Below are 17,960 nucleotides of genomic sequence, written 5' to 3' on the forward strand. Positions count from 1 at the left end.
ATTCCCACCTACCCCGCGACGCCATGCACGCGCTCTCGACGCACCGGGCCCCGACCCGAGTACGTCCAGTACACGGGTCGGGGCCCGGCACGCCGAGAGCACGCACCTGACGCCGCGGGGCCGCCCTTCGGGCGACGGCGGGAATGTGACGACAGGGCCTAGAACGCTCGCAGGCGCGCCGCAGGCGCTCAACGCCCGGCGGACGTGTCCCCCAACAGCCCGTCCACCGCGCGCCCGAACATCCGACGGGCCAGCCACCCGAGGGGCCGGTCGCAGCACCCGGGCAGCCGGTGGACGCGCAACTCCTCCCGCCACAGGACACGAGAAGCGACGGGGCCCGGGGCGGGGCCGGAGTCAGGGCGGGGGGCCGGTCCGAGGCCGGCGCCCGCCCCGTCACCGTACGGCTGGACCTCGATCTCGGCCCACCCCTTGACCACGGACCCGTGCTTGACGAGCCGGCACCGTCCCGCCCCTCCGCTCTCCGGCGGCTGCCACACCGTCACCTCCATCGGGTCGTCGAACGAAAGGGGACCGACACCGCTGCGGGCGACGAAAACCGTGCCCTCGGCGGTCGGGGGAGGCGTGCGGACGGTGACCCGGGTCAGGGGGACGACCTCGGCGTGGCGATGCCAGTCGGTGAGCCGCCGCCATGCCACGTCGGCGGGCAGCCGGGAGAGGCGTTCGAGGGAGAAGAGGACCACGAGCCGATCGTAAAGGAACGATCACTGCCCTTGTCGTCCATCCGACGAGGTCGAAAGGTGCCTCGAACCGGCACGGGACACGCCACGACGCGGGACGCGTCCTGGCCGCAGGCGAGGCTCACACGCGACGATGCACCCATGGATCTTGAGAAGCCCGACGGACTGGTGATACGCCACGCGGATGCCTCGGACTGGCCCGGACTGGCCGGCATCGACTCCGTCGCGGTATCGGGTGACGATGCGCGGCGCGCGACGATCCGACGCTGGTGCGAACAGGGCTCGGTCCTCCTGGCCGAGGACGCATCCGGCCCCTTGGGCTACAGCGTGCTGGAATACACCTTCTTCGAGCAGGGCTTCGTCACCACGCTGATGGTCGCGCCCACCGCCCGCCGACAAGGCGTGGGCGCACGTCTCCCCGGCACCCGGACCCCGACGGCTTCGACATCACCCGCACCGCCGCCGCCCGCCACCTCTCCTTCGGCCTCGGCGCCCACGCCTGCCCCGGCTCCACACTCGCCCGCGAACAGCTCCGCATCACCCTGGAACTCCTGACCCGCCGACTCCCCGGTCTGCGCCTCGCGGACGATCAGCGGATCGTCATGCGGCCGACGCTCATCCACCGCTCCCCGGAGACCCTCGACCTCGTCTGGTGACGTCCCCGAGGTGCCCTCCGCCCACGGACGGCAACCCCGCGCGCCCCCGCCGGCTCACACGTCCAGCACCTCCCGCGCCGCCACCGCCGCCCCCGTCTCCAGCGACCGGTTCGCCGCCAGCCCCGTCACCAGGGACCTCGCCCCGTCCGCCGCGTCCGCGGCGCGGCCCAGTTCGTCGGGGACGCGGTCCCCGAACAGGTCGGCCAGCATCAGGTCGTCCCCGCCGCCGTGCCCGCCCTCACCCGTCGCGACCCTCACCTCGCGCGGCCGCTCCCAGAACCGGCGTACCAGCAGCTCGGTCCGCCCCGCCTCGTCGCCGGTCTCCGTGCCGTGCAGGACCGGGCTCGCCCCGGTGACCCGGACGTGCGGCCGGGTCCACGTCGACTCCTCCACCAGCAGCTCCAGACGTCCCTCGCTGCCGTTGAAGGCGATGCGGTAGCCCTCCCAGGGCGCGTACGCCGTCAGGTGGTACGTCAGGGTCGCCCCGGACGCGTACCGCACCAGGACCGCCATGTCGTCCTCGATGGTCACACCGGGGCCGAAGACGTTCCGGTCGCGGTGGTAGCCGTCCTCCCCTTCGGCGTCCAGGTAGAGCGCGCCGAGGACGGGGGAGTCCTTGAGGTGCAGTGCGAACGGGTCGCCCTCGGCGGCGGGGGAGCCGTGGGCGCGGTCGTAGTCCCGGGCGAGCCCTCGGCGCCGGCCCGCCTCGTCGCCGTAGAAGAACAGGCCGCCCTGGGCGAAGACGGTCTCGGGGCGGGTGCCGAGCCACCAGTTGACCAGGTCGAAGTGATGGGTCGACTTGTGGACCAGCAACCCCCCGGAGTTCGCCTTCTCGCGGTGCCAGCGGCGGAAGTAGTCGGCGCCGTGCCGCAGATCGAGCAGCCACTCGAAGTGCACGGAGCCGACCTCCCCGATCTCACCGCTCGCGAGCAGCTCCCGTACGGCCGAATGCACCGGGTTGTAGCGGTAGTTGAAGGCGACCCGCACCTCGCGGCCCGTCCGGCGGCGCGCGTCCAGGATGCGGCGGGCGCGCCCGGCGTCCGTGGTCATCGGCTTCTCGGTGACGACGTCGCAGCCCGCCTCCAGGGCCCGCACGATGTAGTGGTCGTGGGACCGGTCCACACCGCACACCACCACCAGGCCGACCCGCTCGCGCCGCAGCATCTCCTCGAACTCCCCGGCCGCGTAGGCGGGTACGGGCGCGCGGCCGGGGTGGTCGGCGGCGATCCAGGTGTTGTGGACGGCCATGCGGTGCGCGTTGGTGTCGCAGAGGCCGACGAGGTCGATGCGGTCCGCGTAGGGGCCCGTCAGCGCCTCGGTGAACATCCGTGCGCGGGCGCCGAGTCCGACGACGGCGGCACGGCGGCGTCCCACGGAGGAGGCGCAGGGGTCTTGTTGTGACATCCGGACCTTCCCTAGGGTCTCATGCGGGGGGTGGAAGCGCTTTCTAGTGAAAGAGGTGACCCACTCATGCCCGGAAACAGGACGGGGAAGTCCTGCGCGACGGCCGTGGTCCTCGCTCTGTGCGCGGTGCTCGGCGGCTGCTCGGGCCCGGACGAGGCAGGCGGCGGCGGCAAGGTCGTCCTGCGCTACACCTGGTGGGGCAACCCGGACCGGGCGGCGAGAACCCAGCGGGCCGTCGACCTCTTCGAGCGGAAGCACCCCGGCATCGAGGTGCAGACCTCGTTCTCCGGCTACGACGCCTACAAGCAGAAGCTCGCGACCCAGGCGGCCGGCGGCGACGCGCCCGACGTCATGCAGCTCGACTACCGCATGATCGACCAGTACGCCTCCGGGGGCGTCCTCCTGGACTTCGCGGAGCAGCGGGCCGCCCTGGACACCGACGCGTTCGACCCGGGGCTCCTCGCCACCGGCAAGGTCGACGGCAGGCAGTACGCGATCCCCCAGGCCCGTGGCACCGAGACCGTCGTGTACGACGCGAAGCAGTGGAAGGCGGCCGGCGTCGCACAGCCCCGCGAGGGCTGGACCTGGAACGACTGGGCCGACACCATGCGGGAGCTGGCGCGCGGGACCGGTGAGCCCGGCGGCACGGACCCGGGCTGGAGCGAGGACGCCTTCGAGGTCTGGCTGCGCGGCCAGGGCAAGGCGCTCTACACCGAGGACCGGCGACTCGGCTTCACCGCCGACGACCTGACCCGCTACTGGACGTTCACCGACCGGCTCCGCCGGGAGGGCGCCGTCTCGCCCGCCGAGGAGACCACCCAGCTCGACGGCACGGTCGAGAACACCCCGCTCGGCCGCGGCAGGGCCGCCTCCGACACCAACTGGGACGCGCCGGCCAGCGGTTATGTCGGCCTCCTCCCGGACGGCGAGGTCACCCTCGCGCCGATGCCCTCCGGCGAGAACGGCACCCCGGGCCAGTACTTCAAACCCTCGATGTTCATGGGCGTCGCCGCCGACACGAGTCACCCCGAGGAGTCCGTCCGCCTCGTCGACTTCCTGCTGAACGACCCCGGCGCGGCGGAGATCCTCGGCGCCACCCGCGGCATCCCCGTCAACGAGAGGCTCCGCGAGGAGATCGCCCCCGGCCTCAAGGACTTCGACCGGACCATCTACGACTACCAGGCTTCCTTGGAAGGCGAGTTGAAGGCGCCGCCCCAGGCGCCCCCCTCCGGCGACAGCGCCCTGCAGACCACCTTCCAGCGCGACTACGACCAGGTGGCGTACGAGCGGATGTCCCCCCGAGAGGCCGCCGAGAACTACATCACCGAGGCGGAGGCGGAGCTGAGGTCATGACCACCACACACATGCCGACGACCGTACGGGGCGAGGGAACCGAACCGCCCGAAGGGCCCGCCCGCAGGCCCCGGCGCGAGGGCGCCGCGTGGGTGTTCCTGTCGCCGTGGGTACTGGGCGCCTGCGTCCTGACCCTGCTCCCGATGGCCGTGTCGCTCTACCTCTCCTTCACCGACTACGACCTGTTCAACGCGCCCAGCTGGGTGGGCCCGCGCAACTACACGCAGATGTTCACCGAGGACCCCCGCTACTGGCGTTCGGTCGGGGCGACCCTGACGTACGTCGTCATCGCCGTCCCCCTGCAACTGGCCCTCGCCCTCGTCGTGGCCCTCGCCCTGAAGAACATGCGCCATGGCAAGGGCTTCTACCGTTCCGCCTTCTACGCCCCGTCCCTCCTCGGCGCGTCCATGTCCATCGCCCTCGTCTGGCGGGCGATCTTCAACGACGGGGGCACGGTCGACCATCTGCTCGGCACCGGCGGCTGGGTCAACAAGCCCGGCTGGGCGCTGCTCGCGGTGGCCCTGCTGACGGTGTGGCAGTTCGGCGCCCCGATGGTCATCTTCCTCGCCGGACTCCAGCAGATACCGGGGGAGCTGTACGAGGCCGCCGAGGTCGACGGGGCCGGGCGGTGGCGCCAGTTCCTGTCGATCACCGTGCCGATGCTGTCACCGGTGATCTTCTTCAACCTGGTCCTCCAGACCATCCAGGCGTTCCAGGTCTTCACCCCCGCCTTCGCGATCAGCGCGGGCAAGGGAGGCCCCGCCGACTCCACCCTCTTCTACACGCTGTACCTCTACGACCGCGGCTTCGTCGCCTCCCACATGGGTTACGCCTCCGCCATGGCCTGGGTCCTGCTGCTCGCCATCGGCGTGGTCACCGCCGTGCTGTTCCGTACCTCCCGCTCCTGGGTCTTCTACGCCTCCGAGGGGGACCGATGACCACCACCACGACCACACCCGCCGACGCCGCCACCGCCCGCAAGCCCTTCGCCTGGCGGCGCGTGGCCCTGCACACCGCGTGCCTGGCCGCGCTCCTCGTGATGCTGTACCCGCTGGCCTGGCTCCTCGCGACCTCGGTGAAACCGGCGGACGAGGTCATCGCGAGCCTCGACCTGCTGCCGGGCCGCCTGGAATGGTCCAACTACGAAACTGCCCTGGACGGCGTCAACGACGTCTCGGTCGGCAGGCTGCTGGGCAACTCCCTGCTGATCGCCACCGGCGCGGTCATCGGCAACGTACTGTCCTGCTCCCTCGCGGCGTACGCCTTCGCCCGCCTTCGATTCCGCTTCCGGGGACCGCTCTTCGCCTTCATGATCGCGACGATCATGCTGCCGCACCACGCGGTACTGATCCCTCAGTACATCCTCTTCAACCAACTCGGCATGGTGAACACCTACTGGCCGCTGATCCTGCCGAAGTTCCTGGCCACCGAGGCGTTCTTCGTCTTCCTCATCGTGCAGTTCATGCGCGGCCTGCCGAGGGAACTGGAGGAGGCGGCGCGGATCGACGGCTGCGGACCGTTCCGGAGCTTCTTCCTGGTGATCCTCCCGCTGACGCGTCCGGCCCTGATCACCACCGCCATCTTCACGTTCATCTGGACGTGGAACGACTTCTTCACCCAGCTGATCTACTTGTTCTCGCCGGAGAAGTTCACGCTGACACTGGCGCTCCGGTCGTTCGTGGACGCGTCGAGCACCTCGGCGTTCGGCCCGATGTTCGCCATGTCGGTGATCGCGCTGCTGCCGATCGTGCTGTTCTTCCTCGCCTTCCAGCGCTTCCTGGTGGAGGGCATGGCCAACTCCGGGATCAAGGGGTGAGCGTGAAGCGGAACGACCGGGAGCCGGGCGAGATCTTCGGACCGCGGATGTCGCTCTTCGCCGACGTGCTGAACGTCGGTGTCGCGGTGGCGGTGGCGAGTCTGCCGCTGGTGACGCTGCCCGCCGCGCTGTCCACGGCGTGCGAGGTGCTGCGGGGCGTACGGGACGGACGGCCGGTCACCGCCCGGCGGTTCCTCGGCGGGCTGCGGCGACGGCTGCGCTCCGGTGACGTCGCCGCCGGGTGCGTGACCCTCGCGGGTCTCGGCCTCGTCCTCGTCGACCTGGCGCTGGTCCCCGCAGGCCTGCCCGGCGGTCCCGCCTTCGCCGTGGTGGCCGCCGCCGTCTTCGTCTGCGCCGCCGTGGTCGGTCTGCGCGCCTGCGCCCGCCCCGAGTCCGCCGTCGACTGGCCCGGCGCGGTGCGCGGGGCGGCCCACGACGCGGTACGGGACCCCGGCGGCAGCGCGCTGGTGGTGCTGGCCGTGCTGGCGTCCGCCCTGTGCGCGTGGATGCTGCTGCCCCTCGCCTTCCTCGTCCCCGGCCCGCTGGCCATGGCGCTCACGGCGATCGACGTACGCGCAGTACCGGCAGGGCGCGGCGTGGGCGGCACAGGCCGAAAAGAGGTCGCTCCTCAGGAGGGCGTGTGATGGGGTGACAGCCGGAATGCGTCTCACGGGACCGGGGTGCGGTGAACAGAAGGCGGCAGAAGAAGCTGTCAGGGCGGCTCGTCCGGGCCGCGTCGGTCGGTGACACCGGCGCCGTCGACGCGCTGCTGCGGGCCGGGGCCCGCCCCGACAGGGCCGACGCCGACGGTACGACGCCGCTGTACGCGGCGTCCGTGCACGGGGCGGCCGACACGGTCCGCCGGCTGCTGGCCGCGGGAGCCCCGCCCGACACCGAGAGCGGGCACGGCGCGGAGGGCACACCGCTGTGCGGGGCCGCCTGCTGGGGTCACACCGACGCCGTACGGGAACTCCTCGCGCACGGCGCCGACCCGAACCTCCGCGAGGACCACGGCACGGGCCGCTCCCCGCTGTACTGGGCGGAGCGCGGCCCCCACCCGGACACGGCGGCGCTGCTGCGGGCCGCGGGAGCCCGCCCCCTCGACGCTACGGCGTGACCGTGCGGCTCACCGGTCAGCCGGTGGGCCCGTCGTGCCGCGGATCTCCAAGGTCGGTGCGGTCAGGACGACTTGGGCCGGACGCGCAGGGTCGGCGATGCGGTCCAGGAGGCGCTGGGCGGCGCGGCGGCCGACGTCGTGGCTGGCGTTGTCCACGGTGGTGAGCCACAGATGGCGCAACCGGGAGACGTACGTGTTGTCGTAGCCGACGAGGGACAGGTCGCGCGGCACCCTCAGGCCCAGTTCCTCGGCGGCGGACAGCGCGCCGACGCAGGACATGTCGTTGAACGCCAGGATCGCCGTGGGGCGTTCGGGGGCGCCGAGCAGCCGGACCGTGGCGCGGTAGCCGCCCTCCTCCGTCAGGTCGCCGCGTACGACGACCGCCGTGTCGGACAGACCGTGCTCCCGCATGACCGCCTCGAAGCCGCGGCGGCGCAGCGCGCCCACCACACCGTCGCCCGCGATGTGCCCGATCCGCCGGTGGCCCAGGGCGATGAGGTGTTCGGTGGCGAGCCGGGCGCCCGACTGGTCGTCGCCCGCGACGACATCGACATGGGGGAGCGCCGGCTCCCTGGCCCCCGCGACCACGGTGGGCACCTGCGCGGCCGCCGCGCGCAGGGCCTCGGACGGGGGCAGTGTGCCGACCGCGATCAGACCGTCGACCCGCAGCTCGGTGAAGGTGCGGGTGAGGTCCTCCCCGAGACGCCGGTTGAGGTGGCCGTCGGCCAGCAGCATGCGCAGACCGTTGTCGTGCAGGCGGGAGTTCAGACCGTCCAGCAGCTCCACGAACCACGGATTGCGCATGTCGTTCAGGAGGACACCGACCGTCCGGGTACGGCGCTCGCTCAGGCTGCGCGCCGCCGCGTTGGGCCGGTAGCCCAGCTCGTCCGCGGCCGCCAGCACGGCCTGCCGCTTCTCGGGTCGCACCTGCTCCGAGCCGCGCAGCACCAGCGAGACCAGGGACTTCGACACGCCGGCGCGCTCGGCGACATCGCGGATCGTCGGAGGTCTCATGGCCTGGACCGTTCCACAGGGCGGGCGCGGTTGTCAAAGGGCTTGACAGCTGCGGAAGCTCACCTCCAAGGTGAGCGGCGTACGGTCTGGAACGGTCCAAAGCGGTTCCGGTGAGTCCGAAGAAGGGCAGTCATGGTGAGTGCGCTCGGTGTCGCCGTCGTGGGGTTCGGCTGGATGGGACGGGTGCACACCCAGGCGTACGCCCGCGTGCCGCACCACTTCCTGCAGCTTCCCGTACGCCCCGAGCTGGTCACCGTCGTCGAGGACGTGCCCGGCCGCGCGGAGGAGGCCGCCGAGCGGTTCGGGTTCGCGACCACCACCCGCGACTGGCGCGAGGTCGCCGCCGATCCGCGCGTCCACGCCGTGAGCATCACCGCGCCGAACTTCCTGCACCGCGAGATCGGTGTCGCCATGGCCGGGGCCGGCAAGCACATCTGGATCGAGAAGCCCGTCGGGCTCACCGCCGCCGACGCCCGCGCCGTCGCCGACGCGGTCGCCGAGGCCGGCGTCCAGGGCACCGTCGGCTTCAACTACCGCAACGCCCCCGCCGTCGCGTACGCCCGCGAGCTGATCGCCGCCGGTGAGATCGGCACCGTCACCCATGTCCGCGTCCGCCTCTTCAGCGACTACGCCGCCCACCCCGAGGGCGCCCTGACCTGGCGGTACGAGCGCGAACGCGGCGGCAGCGGCGTCCTCGGCGACCTCGCCTCGCACGGCGTCGACCTCGCCCGTTTCCTCCTCGGCGACATCACCGCCCTCACCGCCGACACCGCGGTCTTCGTCCCCGAACGGGCCCGGCCCACCGGCGCCACCGCCGGGCACACCCGCGCGACGGGCGGCGAACTCGGCCCCGTCGAGAACGAGGACTACGTCAACTGCCTGCTCCGCTTCGCCTCCGGCGCCCGCGGCGTCCTGGAGGCCAGCCGGGTCGCCGTCGGTGAGCAGAACAACTACGGCTTCGAGGTCCACGGCACCAAGGGCGCCGTCCTGTGGGACTTCCGTCGCATGGGCGAGCTGGGCGTCAGCCGCGGCACGGCCTACCAGGACCAGTCCGTCAGCACGGTCTTCGTCGGCCCCGGCCACGGCGCGTACGCGGCCTTCCAGCCGGGCTCCGCCAACGCCATGGGCTACGACGACCTCAAGGTCATCGAGGCCCACCACTTCCTGCGCTCGATCGCCGAGGGCACCCCGTACGGCGCCACCCTGGACGACGCCGTGCGCAGCGCCACCGCCCTGGACGCCATGAGCCGCTCCGCCGAGTCCGGGGCGTGGGTGAGCCTCTGAGCCGGGCGCCGCCCCGCCCGGTCAGTCGAGGTTGTTGCCCCAGAGGGACTTGTCGTCGCTCCTGAGGCTGGGAACACCGTCGTAGGTCGCGCCGTCCGCGGTCACCAGGGGTGCGGAGAGCTGGTCCTCCAGCACACCGTCGCGGATCCGCACGATCGTGCTGTCGTGGTCCGTCCCGCCGGGCTTGAACGTCTTGCCCTCGATCGCCGCCTGAAGGTAGTAGAGGGCGTACTTGGCGTAGAGGTCGGCGGGCTGGGAGACCGTGGCGTCGATCTTGCCCTCGGCGATCTCCCGGAGCTCTCGGGGGGTGCCGTCGTTGGAGACCACGAACACATGCCTGCTGTCCTGCGGGCCGACCAGGAGACCCTGCTGCTTGAGCACCTGCAGGCTGCCGGCGAGCGCCAGGCTGGAGTGCATGTAGATGCCCTTGATGTCGGGGTTGGCCGTGAGATTCGCCTGGAGTTTCTGCGCCGCGACCGCCCCGTCCCAGTTCGTCTTCTCCTCGAAGACCTCGATCCTGGGGTAGCGCTCCTTCATGCACGCGTTGAACCCCTCGGTGCGATCGCGGCCGTTGACCGAGGCGAGGTCGCCCTGCAGCATGACGACCTTGCCCTCACCCTTCAGCTTGGTGCCGAGGAACCGGCACGCCTTCTCCCCGTACGCGCGGTTGTCGGCGCGCACCACCATGTAGACGTCGCCGGTGTCGGGACGGGTGTCCAGGGTGACCACCGGAATGTTCTGCGCGGCCAGCTGCCGCAGGACGGGCGTGGTCGCGGCGGTGTTCTGAGGGGCCAGGGCCACGCCCTTCACACCATGGATGATCAGGCTCTGCGAGTTGGTGGCGAGTTTGGCGACGTCGTTGCGCGAGTTGGTGGTCTTCAGCTCCAGCCCGAGTTCCTCGGCGAATCCCGGGGTGTACTTCATGAACGCGTTCCAGAAGTCGGTGTCCGAGCGGGGGTAGTCGACGCCCACCATCGGGGCGCTGTCCGTGTCGGCACCGGAACCGCCGCAGGCGCCGAGCGCGGTGACGAGGAGAGCACTGACGGCACCGAGGCCGATGCGGCGGAGGCGTCGGGTCTTCACGGCTGGTTCTCCCTTGCGGACGGGTGCGTGTGGGAGACATCAGGCGGGGGCCGACCATGCCGCGGCCTCCGCTGCCCAATTTAGTACTTCCGCAGGTCTTCCTGCCTGACCTGCGGTTTCCGGGCGGAGGGAGCGCGGGTTCCCGGGCGGCTGGATCGTCAGGTGCGGACGAGCAGCTGGAAGTCGAAGGAGTAGCGGGAGGCCCGGTAGATGTGGCTGCCGTACTCGACGGCCCGGCCGGTGTCGTCGTACGCCGTGCGCTGCATGGTCAGGAGGGCGGCGCCCTCGGGCTCGCCGAGCCGCTCGGCCTCCTCGGGCGCGGCGAGCCGGGCGCCGACCGTCTGATGGGCGCTGTGCAGGGTGATGCCGGCGTTGCGCATCATCCGGTACAGGCCCGTCGCCTCCAGGCGCTCGGTGTCGAGGTCCAGCAGACCCGCGGGCACGTGGTTGGACAGGAACGCCACCGGCTGGCCGTGGGTGAGCCGCAGCCGCTCGAAGAGGTGGACCTCCGCGCCCTCGGCGAGACCCAGGGCCGCCGCGACCTCGGCGGACGCCGGCCGGATCTCGCTCAGCAGCACCCGGGTCGTGGGCTGCTGGCCCGCCGCCTCCAGGTCGTCGTACAGACTGCTCAGTTCCAGCGGACGCCTGACCTGGCTGTGCACGACCTGCGTGCCCACGCCCCGGCGGCGGACGAGCAGGCCCTTGTCCACCAGCGACTGGATGGCCTGCCGCACGGTCGGCCGGGACAGGCCGAGGCGGCCCGCGAGCTCGATCTCGTTGCCCAGCAGGCTGCCCGGGCCCAGTGCCCCCTGCTCGATGGCGGCCTCCAGCTGCCGGGCCAGCTGGTAGTACAGCGGCACCGGGCTGCTCCGGTCGACACTGAGGTCGAGCTTCTCCGTACTCCCTGCGGTCGCGCTGGTCACGGTCCGAGGGTAACCGCCCGTCCGGATGACAGGAAGCCCTGTCATTTCGTTGTCCTGACAAGCTCACGGCCGCAGGGGGTGCCGGTCATGTCCCCGGGCGGAGGTGGCGGCGGCGGGCGGCGGCCTCGCGGTCATAGGTCTCGCGGGCCTCGACCGCGGCCGGCCGGGCGGCGGTCTCCGCCACCGGTACGTCCCACCACGCCTCCGCGGGGGGAGCGGTGGACGTCGGGTCGGTCTCCACGTACACGCAGGTCGGCCGGTCGGAGGCGCGGGCCTCGGCCAGGGCCTCGCGCAGTTCCCGCACCGTCTTGGCGCGGAGGACGTCCATGCCGAGGCTGGCGGCGTTGGCGGCCAGGTCCACCGGGAGCGGTGCGCCGGTGAAGGTGCCGTCGGCGACGCGGTAGCGGTAGGCGGTGCCGAACCGTTCGGAGCCCACCGACTCGGACAGCCCGCCGATGGAGGCGTAGCCGTGGTTCTGGACGAGGACCAGATTGACGGGCAGCCCCTCCTGGACGGCGGTGACGATCTCCGTCGGCATCATCAGATACGTGCCGTCGCCGACCAGCGCCCACACGGCCGTCCCGGGCGCCGCCTGCTGCACACCGATCGCGGCGGGGATCTCGTAGCCCATGCAGGAGTAGCCGTACTCCAGGTGGTACTGGCGGGGACCGCGCGCCCGCCACAGTTTGTGCAGGTCACCGGGGAGCGAACCGGCGGCGTTGATGACGACGTCGTCGTCCCCCACGACCGCGTCCAAGGCGCCCAGCACCTGCGTCTGGGTGGGCACGGCGTGCTCGTCGGCCGGGGTGTAGGCCGCCTCCACCACCCGCTCCCAGCGCTCCTTGCCCACCCGGTACTCGGCCTCGTACGCCTCCTCCACACGGTGCCCGGCGAGTGCCTCCGTCAGCGCCTCCAGACCCGTCCGCGCGTCGCAGACCACGGTCCGGGCCGCCAGCTTGTGGGCGTCGAACGCGGCGACGTTGAGGTTGACGAAGCGGACGTCGGGGACCTGGAACAGGGTGTGGGAAGCGGTGGTGAAGTCGGTGTAGCGGGTGCCGACGCCGATGACCAGATCGGCGGTGCGGGCGATGTCGTCACAGACGGCGGTACCGGTGTGCCCGATGCCGCCCAGGTCGGCCGGGTGGTCGTGGCGCAGCGAGCCCTTGCCTGCCTGGGTGGACGCGACCGGGATGCCGGTGGCCTCCACCAGCGCCCGCAGCGCCGCCTCCGCCTCGCTGTGGTGGACACCGCCGCCCGCGACGAGCAGTGGCCGCCGCGCCGCGCGGATCGCCCGGACCGCCTCGGCCAGCTCCACCGGGTCGGGCGCGGGACGCCGGACCCGCCAGACCCGCTCGGCGAAGAACTCCTCCGGCCAGTCGTACGCCTCCGCCTGCACGTCCTGCGGCAGGGCGAGGGTGACGGCGCCGGTCTCGACGGGGTCGGCGAGGACCCGCATCGCGTTCAGGGCGGCCGGGATCAGCGCCTCGGGGCGGGTGATCCGGTCGAAGTAGCGGGAGACCGGCCGCAGGGTGTCGTTCACGGACACGTCGGCCTCGGTGGGGTGCTCCAACTGCTGGAGCAGCGGGTCGGCGGTGCGGCTCGCGAAGTAGTCGCCGGGCAGGAGCAGCACGGGCAGCCGGTTGATGGTGGCGAGGGCGGCGCCGGTGACGAGGTTGGTGGCGCCGGGCCCGATGGAGGTGGTGACCGCCTGCGCGGAGAGCCGGTTGAGCTGGCGGGCGTACCCGACGGCCGCGTGCACCATGGACTGCTCGTTGCGGCCCTGGTGGAACGGCATGGTCTCCTCGCCGGCCTCCAGCAGCGCCTGGCCGACCCCCGCGACGTTGCCGTGGCCGAAGATGCCCCAGGTCCCGGCGATCAGACGGTGGCGGACGCCGTCGCGCTCGGTGTACTGCGCGGACAGGAACCGCACCAGCGCCTGGGCGACGGTCAGCCGGCGGGTGGAGGGGGTGGTCATGGGGACCTCTCACTGAGACGAAGGGTTCGGGGGCTGGGGAGGGCTGGCAGGGACTGGTGCGCGGTGGCTGGTGCCTGGTGCCTGGTGTGCCGTCAGAGGAGTCCGACCGCCGTGTCGACCGCGGTCTCCACGCTGCCCTCGGCGGGGTAGAGCAGGGAACGGCCCACGACCAGGCCCTGGACGGTGGGCAGCCGCAGGGCCTTGCGCCACTTCTCGTAGGCACCGTCCTGATCCTTCCCCACCTCACCGCCGAGCAGTACGACGGGCAGGGTGGAGGTCTCCAGGACCTCGGCCATGGCGTCGGCGTCGTCGGTGACGGGCAGCTTCAGCCAGGTGTAGGCGGAGGTGCCGCCGAGGCCCGCGGCGATGGCGATGGAGCGGGTGACGGCCTCGGCGCCCAGGTCGTTGCGGACCCGGCCGTCCACCCGGCGCGAGAGGAACGGCTCCACGAACAGCGGCAGTCGGCGCGCCGCCATGTCGTCGACCGCCCGGGCCGCGGAGTGCAGGGTCCGCAGGGAGCCGGGGTCGTCGTAGTCGACGCGCAGCAGCAGCTTGCCCGCGTCGAAGCGGAGGCGCTCGATGTCCTGGGGGCGGTGGCCGGTGAAGCGGTCGTCCATCTCGAAGGAGGCCCCCGCGAGTCCGCCGCGGTTGAGGGAGCCCATGACGACCTTGTTCTCCAGGGCACCGAGGAGCAGCAGGTCCTCCAGGATGTCGGCGGTGGCGAGCACGCCGTCCACGCCGGGCCGCGACAGGGCGGTGCAGAGGCGTTCGAGGAGGTCGGTCCGGTCGGCCATGGCGAGGGGTCGCCCGCCGACGCCGAGGGCGCCCCGGGCGGGGTGGTCGGCGGCCACGATCATCAGACGGCCGCGGGCGCCGATGAGCGGGCGGCGGACACGGCGGGCCGCGGCTTCGGCGACGGCCTCGGGGTGGCGTGCGCGCACGGACACCAGGTCGGGGATGGTGAGGGTCAACTCGGGCTCCGTTCCAGGGGCGGTGCCCCTTCGACCCCCTCGGGGCGCCTGATGGCTCGGGGGTGCGTGGTGGTTGGCGGGTACGGGCGGTTCGTGGTTTCCCGCGCGGTTCCCCGCGCCTCTGGAGGGACGGGCCCGCGGCCCGCCCTCCTTCGGAAAAGCACGGGGCGAAGCCCCGGTCGCTTTTCAGGGGCGCGGGGCGGTGACACATGCGGCTCCGCCGCGTGGGCGCGACCAGTCCCCACCCGCCCGCAGACGACGTGCCGGTCACTCACCCGACAGCAACTCCTCCACCTCCCCCTCCGTCGGCATCGCCGAGGAGCAGGCGAGGCGGGACGCGACGAGGGCGCCCGCGGCGTTGGCGTACCGCATGATCCGCTCCAGGTCCCAGCCGCGCAGCAGCCCGTGGCAGAGGGAGCCGCCGAAGGCGTCGCCCGCGCCGAGCCCGTTGACGACCTCGACCGGCACCGGCGGCACCTCGGCGACCGTGCCGTCGCGGTGGACGGCGAGCACACCCTTGGGGCCCTGCTTGACGACGGCCAGTTCCACCCCCGCTTCCAGCAACGCCTCCGCGCAGGCCCGGGGTTCGCGGACACCCGTGGCGACCTCGCACTCGTCGAGGTTGCCGACGGCGACCGTGGAGTGCCGCAGGGCCTCGGCGTAGTACGGGCGGGCGTCCTCGGGGTCCCGCCAGAACATGGGACGCCAGTCCAGGTCGAACACGGTGATGCCGCCCTTGTCGCGGGCCTTGAGCGCGGCGAGCGTGGCGGAGCGGCTGGGCTCCTCGCTCAGGCCGGTGCCGGTGATCCAGAAGACGCGGGCCGCGCGGACGGCGAAGAAGTCCAGCTCCTCGGTGTGGATCTCCAGGTCGGGGGCCTTGGGGCGCCGGTAGAAGTAGAGCGGGAAGTCGTCGGGCGGGAAGATCTCGCAGAACGTGATCGGGGTGGGGTACGCGGCGACGGACCTGACGAACCGGTCGTCGACGCCGAACTCCTTGAGCGCCTCGCGCAGGAACACCCCGAAGGGGTCCTCTCCCGTGCGGGTGATCACGGCGGCCGTGTCGCCGAGCCGCGCCGCCGCCACCGCGACATTGGCGGCGGACCCGCCGAGGAACCTGCCGAAGGACTCGACGCGGGCGAGCGGTACACCGGTCCGCAGCGGATACAGATCGACTCCGATGCGACCCATGGTGACGAGATCGAAGGACTCGGCGGACTCGGGCATGCGCGTCGCTCCTCGGGTGGGGGATGCGGGCCGACCGGAGCCCGGGGTGCGCCGGGGGATGCGCGGGGGCGGGGTCCGGAGGTATCCCAGGTGTAGGGCTCAGGAGCAGCCCCTGTCAATAGTTTGTACGGACATTCGGACCTGCTCGTGAAATGATGTCTTAACAAAGTCTTGACAGCTGGGTGTGCCAGGGGTTTGATCCCGTCCCAACGAAACAGCGCAGCCGGCCTACCGGCAGAATGATCCGGACTTCAGGTCCGGGCCCGCGCGGGTACTCCGCCCGACGCTGTCCCGTTCCCTTTCCCCCTGTCGCACAGTGAGGTGCAGGAAAGATGGACCGCACGTTTCAGCCCCGCTCACGCAGAGTGGCTCCCTTTCTCGCCATGGCCGCGGCCTCCGCGATGCTCATAGCCGGCTGCTCCAGCAGCTCCGGCGGCAAGGAGGCCGAGGAGGGCGGGGCGAACGCCTCCGCGGGCAAGGCCGACACACCGCGGATGACGGTGGCGCTGGTGACCCACGCCGGGCAGGGCGACACCTTCTGGGACATCGTCCGCAAGGGCGCCCAGACGGCCGCCGCCAAGGACAACGTCAAGCTGGTCTACTCGAACGACCCGAACGCGGCGAACCAGGCGAACCTCGTCCAGAACGCCATCGACCAGAAGGTCGACGGCATCGCCGTCACCCTCGCCAAGCCCGACGCGATGAAGGACGTCATCGCCAAGGCCAAGAAGGCCGGCATCCCCGTCGTCGGCCTGAACTCCGGCATGGACGTGTGGAAGGAGCAGGGTCTGCTCTCCTTCTTCGGCCAGGACGAGACCGTCTCCGGTGAGGCGTTCGGCAAGAAGCTCAACGAGACCGGCGCCAAGCACGCGGTCTGCGTGATCCACGAGCAGGGCAACGTCTCCCTCGAGGCCCGCTGCGCCGGCGTGAAGAAGACCTTCAAGGGCAAGACCGAGAACCTCTACGTCAACGGCACGGACATGCCCTCGGTGAAGTCCACCATCACGGCCAAGCTCAAGCAGGACTCCTCGATCGACGAGGTCGTCACGCTCGGCGCCCCCATCGCCCTGACCTCCGTGCAGTCGGTCGACGACGCGGGCAGCAAGGCCAAGGTCGCCACGTTCGACCTGAACAAGCAGCTGACGGACGCCATCAAGGCGGGGGACATCGAGTTCGCCGTCGACCAGCAGCCCTACCTCCAGGGCTACCTGGCGATCGACTCCCTGTGGCTCTACAAGAACAACGGCAACTACAGCGGCGGCGGCGAGGAGCCGGTCCTGACGGGCCCGGCCTTCGTGGACAAGGACAACGTCGACACGATCGCCGAGTTCGCCGCGAAGGGCACCCGGTGATCTGAATGTCCCAAGCAACGGCACCGGCGGCGAGCTCCCCCTCGCCGCCGGCTCCGCCGGCCGCCCAGAAGGACGGCCGTACCGTGGAACGCTCCCTGGGCCGACGCCTGTTGGCCCGTCCCGAGGTCGGCGCGCTGATCGCCGCGATCGGTGTGTACGTCTTCTTCTTCGCCGTGGCCCCCTCCTTCCGCGAGGCCGGCTCGCTGGCGACGGTGCTCTACCAGGCGTCCGTCATGGGCATCATGGCGCTGCCGGTGGCGTTGCTGATGATCGGCGGGGAGTTCGACCTGTCCGCCGGTGTCGCGGTCACCACCTCCGCCCTGACCGCCGCGATCCTCAGCTTCCAGCTGACGGTGAACGTGTGGACGGGTGTGATCGTCGCGCTGATCGTGTCGCTGGCGGTGGGCGCGTTCAACGGCTGGCTGCTCATCAGGACCGGCCTGCCGAGCTTCCTGGTGACCCTGGGGTCGTTCCTGATCCTCCAGGGCTCCAACCTGGCCGTCACGAAGATCTTCACGGGCAACGTGGCGTCCGACTCGATCGCCGACATGGACGGCTTCGACCAGGCCAAGGGCATCTTCGCCTCCGAGGTCACGATCGGCGGCGTCGACTTCAAGATCACCATCTTCTACTGGCTGGTGTTCGCGGCACTCGCGACGTGGCTGCTGCTGCGCACCAGGTTCGGCAACTGGATCTTCGCGGTCGGCGGCAACCAGGACAGCGCGCGGGCCGTCGGCGTGCCCGTGAACCTCACCAAGGTCGCCCTCTTCATGGGGGTGGGCGCCGGAGCCTGGTTCGTGGGCATGCACCTGCTGTTCTCGTTCAACACGGTGCAGTCCAACGAGGGCGTGGGCAACGAGTTCCTCTACATCATCGCCGCGGTGATCGGCGGCTGCCTGCTCACCGGCGGCTACGGCTCGGCGATCGGCCCGGTCATCGGCGCCTTCATCTTCGGCATGGTCAACCAGGGCATCGTCTACGCCAACTGGAACCCCGACTGGTTCAAGGCATTCCTCGGTGTGATGCTCCTGATCGCCGCCCTCGTCAACTTGTGGGTCCGTCGCCAGGCGACCCGGAGGTGAACCACCCC

At 71.5% G+C, this 17,960-nt stretch carries 16 protein-coding genes and 1 pseudogene; 9 read left to right on the forward strand and 8 right to left on the reverse strand.

Annotated features, from left to right (window positions below):
• Positions 1–188: 188 nt before the first annotated feature.
• On the reverse strand, positions 189–701 hold the full coding sequence (locus ACZ4Z2_RS20090; RefSeq protein WP_468077809.1) for an SRPBCC family protein: 513 nt from the start codon (positions 699–701) through the stop codon (positions 189–191).
• A gap of 404 nt (positions 702–1,105) precedes the next feature.
• Between ACZ4Z2_RS20090 and ACZ4Z2_RS20095 the strand changes: the two are divergent.
• A pseudogene (locus ACZ4Z2_RS20095) lies at positions 1,106–1,354 on the forward strand (cytochrome P450); the annotation flags it as partial.
• A gap of 54 nt (positions 1,355–1,408) precedes the next feature.
• On the opposite strand, the gene ACZ4Z2_RS20100 reads toward ACZ4Z2_RS20095, so the two are convergent.
• On the reverse strand, positions 1,409–2,758 hold the full coding sequence (locus ACZ4Z2_RS20100) for a Gfo/Idh/MocA family protein (protein WP_468077811.1): 1,350 nt from the start codon (positions 2,756–2,758) through the stop codon (positions 1,409–1,411).
• A 66-nt stretch (positions 2,759–2,824) separates the two neighbouring features.
• Between ACZ4Z2_RS20100 and ACZ4Z2_RS20105 the strand changes: the two genes are divergently transcribed.
• The 5 genes from ACZ4Z2_RS20105 to ACZ4Z2_RS20125 are packed head-to-tail and all read left to right on the forward strand — an operon-like array spanning position 2,825 to position 7,044.
• Complete coding sequence (locus ACZ4Z2_RS20105) at positions 2,825–4,111, forward strand: ABC transporter substrate-binding protein (protein WP_468077813.1); 1,287 nt, start codon at positions 2,825–2,827, stop codon at positions 4,109–4,111.
• 11 nt (positions 4,112–4,122) lie between these two features.
• On the forward strand, positions 4,123–5,049 hold the full coding sequence (locus tag ACZ4Z2_RS20110) for a carbohydrate ABC transporter permease (RefSeq protein ID WP_468078132.1): 927 nt from the start codon (positions 4,123–4,125) through the stop codon (positions 5,047–5,049).
• Positions 5,046–5,927, forward strand: coding sequence for a carbohydrate ABC transporter permease (locus ACZ4Z2_RS20115; RefSeq protein ID WP_468077814.1), 882 nt, complete (start codon positions 5,046–5,048; stop codon positions 5,925–5,927). Before ACZ4Z2_RS20110 ends, ACZ4Z2_RS20115 begins: the two co-directional genes overlap by 4 nt.
• Positions 5,928–5,974: 47 nt before the next feature.
• The gene (locus ACZ4Z2_RS20120) at positions 5,975–6,571 is read left to right on the forward strand and encodes a hypothetical protein (RefSeq protein ID WP_468078134.1); all 597 of its coding nucleotides are present in this window, start codon (positions 5,975–5,977) and stop codon (positions 6,569–6,571) included.
• A gap of 41 nt (positions 6,572–6,612) precedes the next feature.
• Complete coding sequence (locus ACZ4Z2_RS20125; RefSeq protein ID WP_468077816.1) at positions 6,613–7,044, forward strand: ankyrin repeat domain-containing protein; 432 nt, start codon at positions 6,613–6,615, stop codon at positions 7,042–7,044.
• 9 nt (positions 7,045–7,053) lie between these two features.
• Here ACZ4Z2_RS20125 and ACZ4Z2_RS20130 read toward each other — a convergent pair whose 3' ends face one another.
• Positions 7,054–8,058, reverse strand: a complete 1,005-nt coding sequence (locus ACZ4Z2_RS20130) for a LacI family DNA-binding transcriptional regulator (RefSeq protein WP_468077818.1) — start codon at positions 8,056–8,058, stop codon at positions 7,054–7,056.
• Between the two features lie 132 nt (positions 8,059–8,190).
• Here ACZ4Z2_RS20130 and ACZ4Z2_RS20135 point away from each other — a divergent pair, with 132 nt between their 5' ends.
• The gene (locus tag ACZ4Z2_RS20135; RefSeq protein WP_468077820.1) at positions 8,191–9,342 is read left to right on the forward strand and encodes a Gfo/Idh/MocA family protein; all 1,152 of its coding nucleotides are present in this window, start codon (positions 8,191–8,193) and stop codon (positions 9,340–9,342) included.
• A 21-nt stretch (positions 9,343–9,363) separates the two neighbouring features.
• Here ACZ4Z2_RS20135 and ACZ4Z2_RS20140 read toward each other — a convergent pair whose 3' ends face one another.
• The 5 genes from ACZ4Z2_RS20140 to iolC all read right to left on the reverse strand — a co-directional run bounded on the left by ACZ4Z2_RS20140 (position 9,364) and on the right by iolC (position 15,518).
• Positions 9,364–10,425 (reverse strand): sugar ABC transporter substrate-binding protein, encoded by a 1,062-nt coding sequence (locus ACZ4Z2_RS20140; RefSeq protein ID WP_468077822.1) that lies wholly within the window; start codon positions 10,423–10,425, stop codon positions 9,364–9,366.
• A gap of 158 nt (positions 10,426–10,583) precedes the next feature.
• Positions 10,584–11,393 carry a GntR family transcriptional regulator gene (locus tag ACZ4Z2_RS20145; protein WP_468077824.1) on the reverse strand — a complete coding sequence of 270 codons (810 nt, stop codon included), beginning with the start codon at positions 11,391–11,393 and terminating at the stop codon, positions 10,584–10,586.
• A gap of 40 nt (positions 11,394–11,433) precedes the next feature.
• Positions 11,434–13,323 carry a 3D-(3,5/4)-trihydroxycyclohexane-1,2-dione acylhydrolase (decyclizing) gene (gene iolD / locus ACZ4Z2_RS20150; protein ID WP_468077826.1) on the reverse strand — a complete coding sequence of 630 codons (1,890 nt, stop codon included), beginning with the start codon at positions 13,321–13,323 and terminating at the stop codon, positions 11,434–11,436.
• A gap of 92 nt (positions 13,324–13,415) precedes the next feature.
• Entirely contained in the window at positions 13,416–14,294 is an 879-nt protein-coding gene (locus ACZ4Z2_RS20155; protein WP_468077828.1) for a Cgl0159 family (beta/alpha)8-fold protein, read from the reverse strand.
• 267 nt (positions 14,295–14,561) lie between these two features.
• A complete protein-coding gene (gene iolC / locus ACZ4Z2_RS20160; protein WP_468077830.1) occupies positions 14,562–15,518 on the reverse strand; it encodes a 5-dehydro-2-deoxygluconokinase in 957 nt (318 codons plus the stop codon).
• 332 nt (positions 15,519–15,850) lie between these two features.
• Here iolC and ACZ4Z2_RS20165 point away from each other — a divergent pair, with 332 nt between their 5' ends.
• Together ACZ4Z2_RS20165 and ACZ4Z2_RS20170 are read left to right on the forward strand one after the other, a co-directional pair.
• Positions 15,851–16,870 carry a sugar ABC transporter substrate-binding protein gene (locus ACZ4Z2_RS20165; RefSeq protein ID WP_468077831.1) on the forward strand — a complete coding sequence of 340 codons (1,020 nt, stop codon included), beginning with the start codon at positions 15,851–15,853 and terminating at the stop codon, positions 16,868–16,870.
• A 5-nt stretch (positions 16,871–16,875) separates the two neighbouring features.
• Entirely contained in the window at positions 16,876–17,952 is a 1,077-nt protein-coding gene (locus ACZ4Z2_RS20170; protein ID WP_468077833.1) for an ABC transporter permease, read from the forward strand.
• Positions 17,953–17,960: the final 8 nt, after the last annotated feature.

The sequence above is a fragment of the Streptomyces sp. NPDC030183 genome (assembly GCF_055573455.1).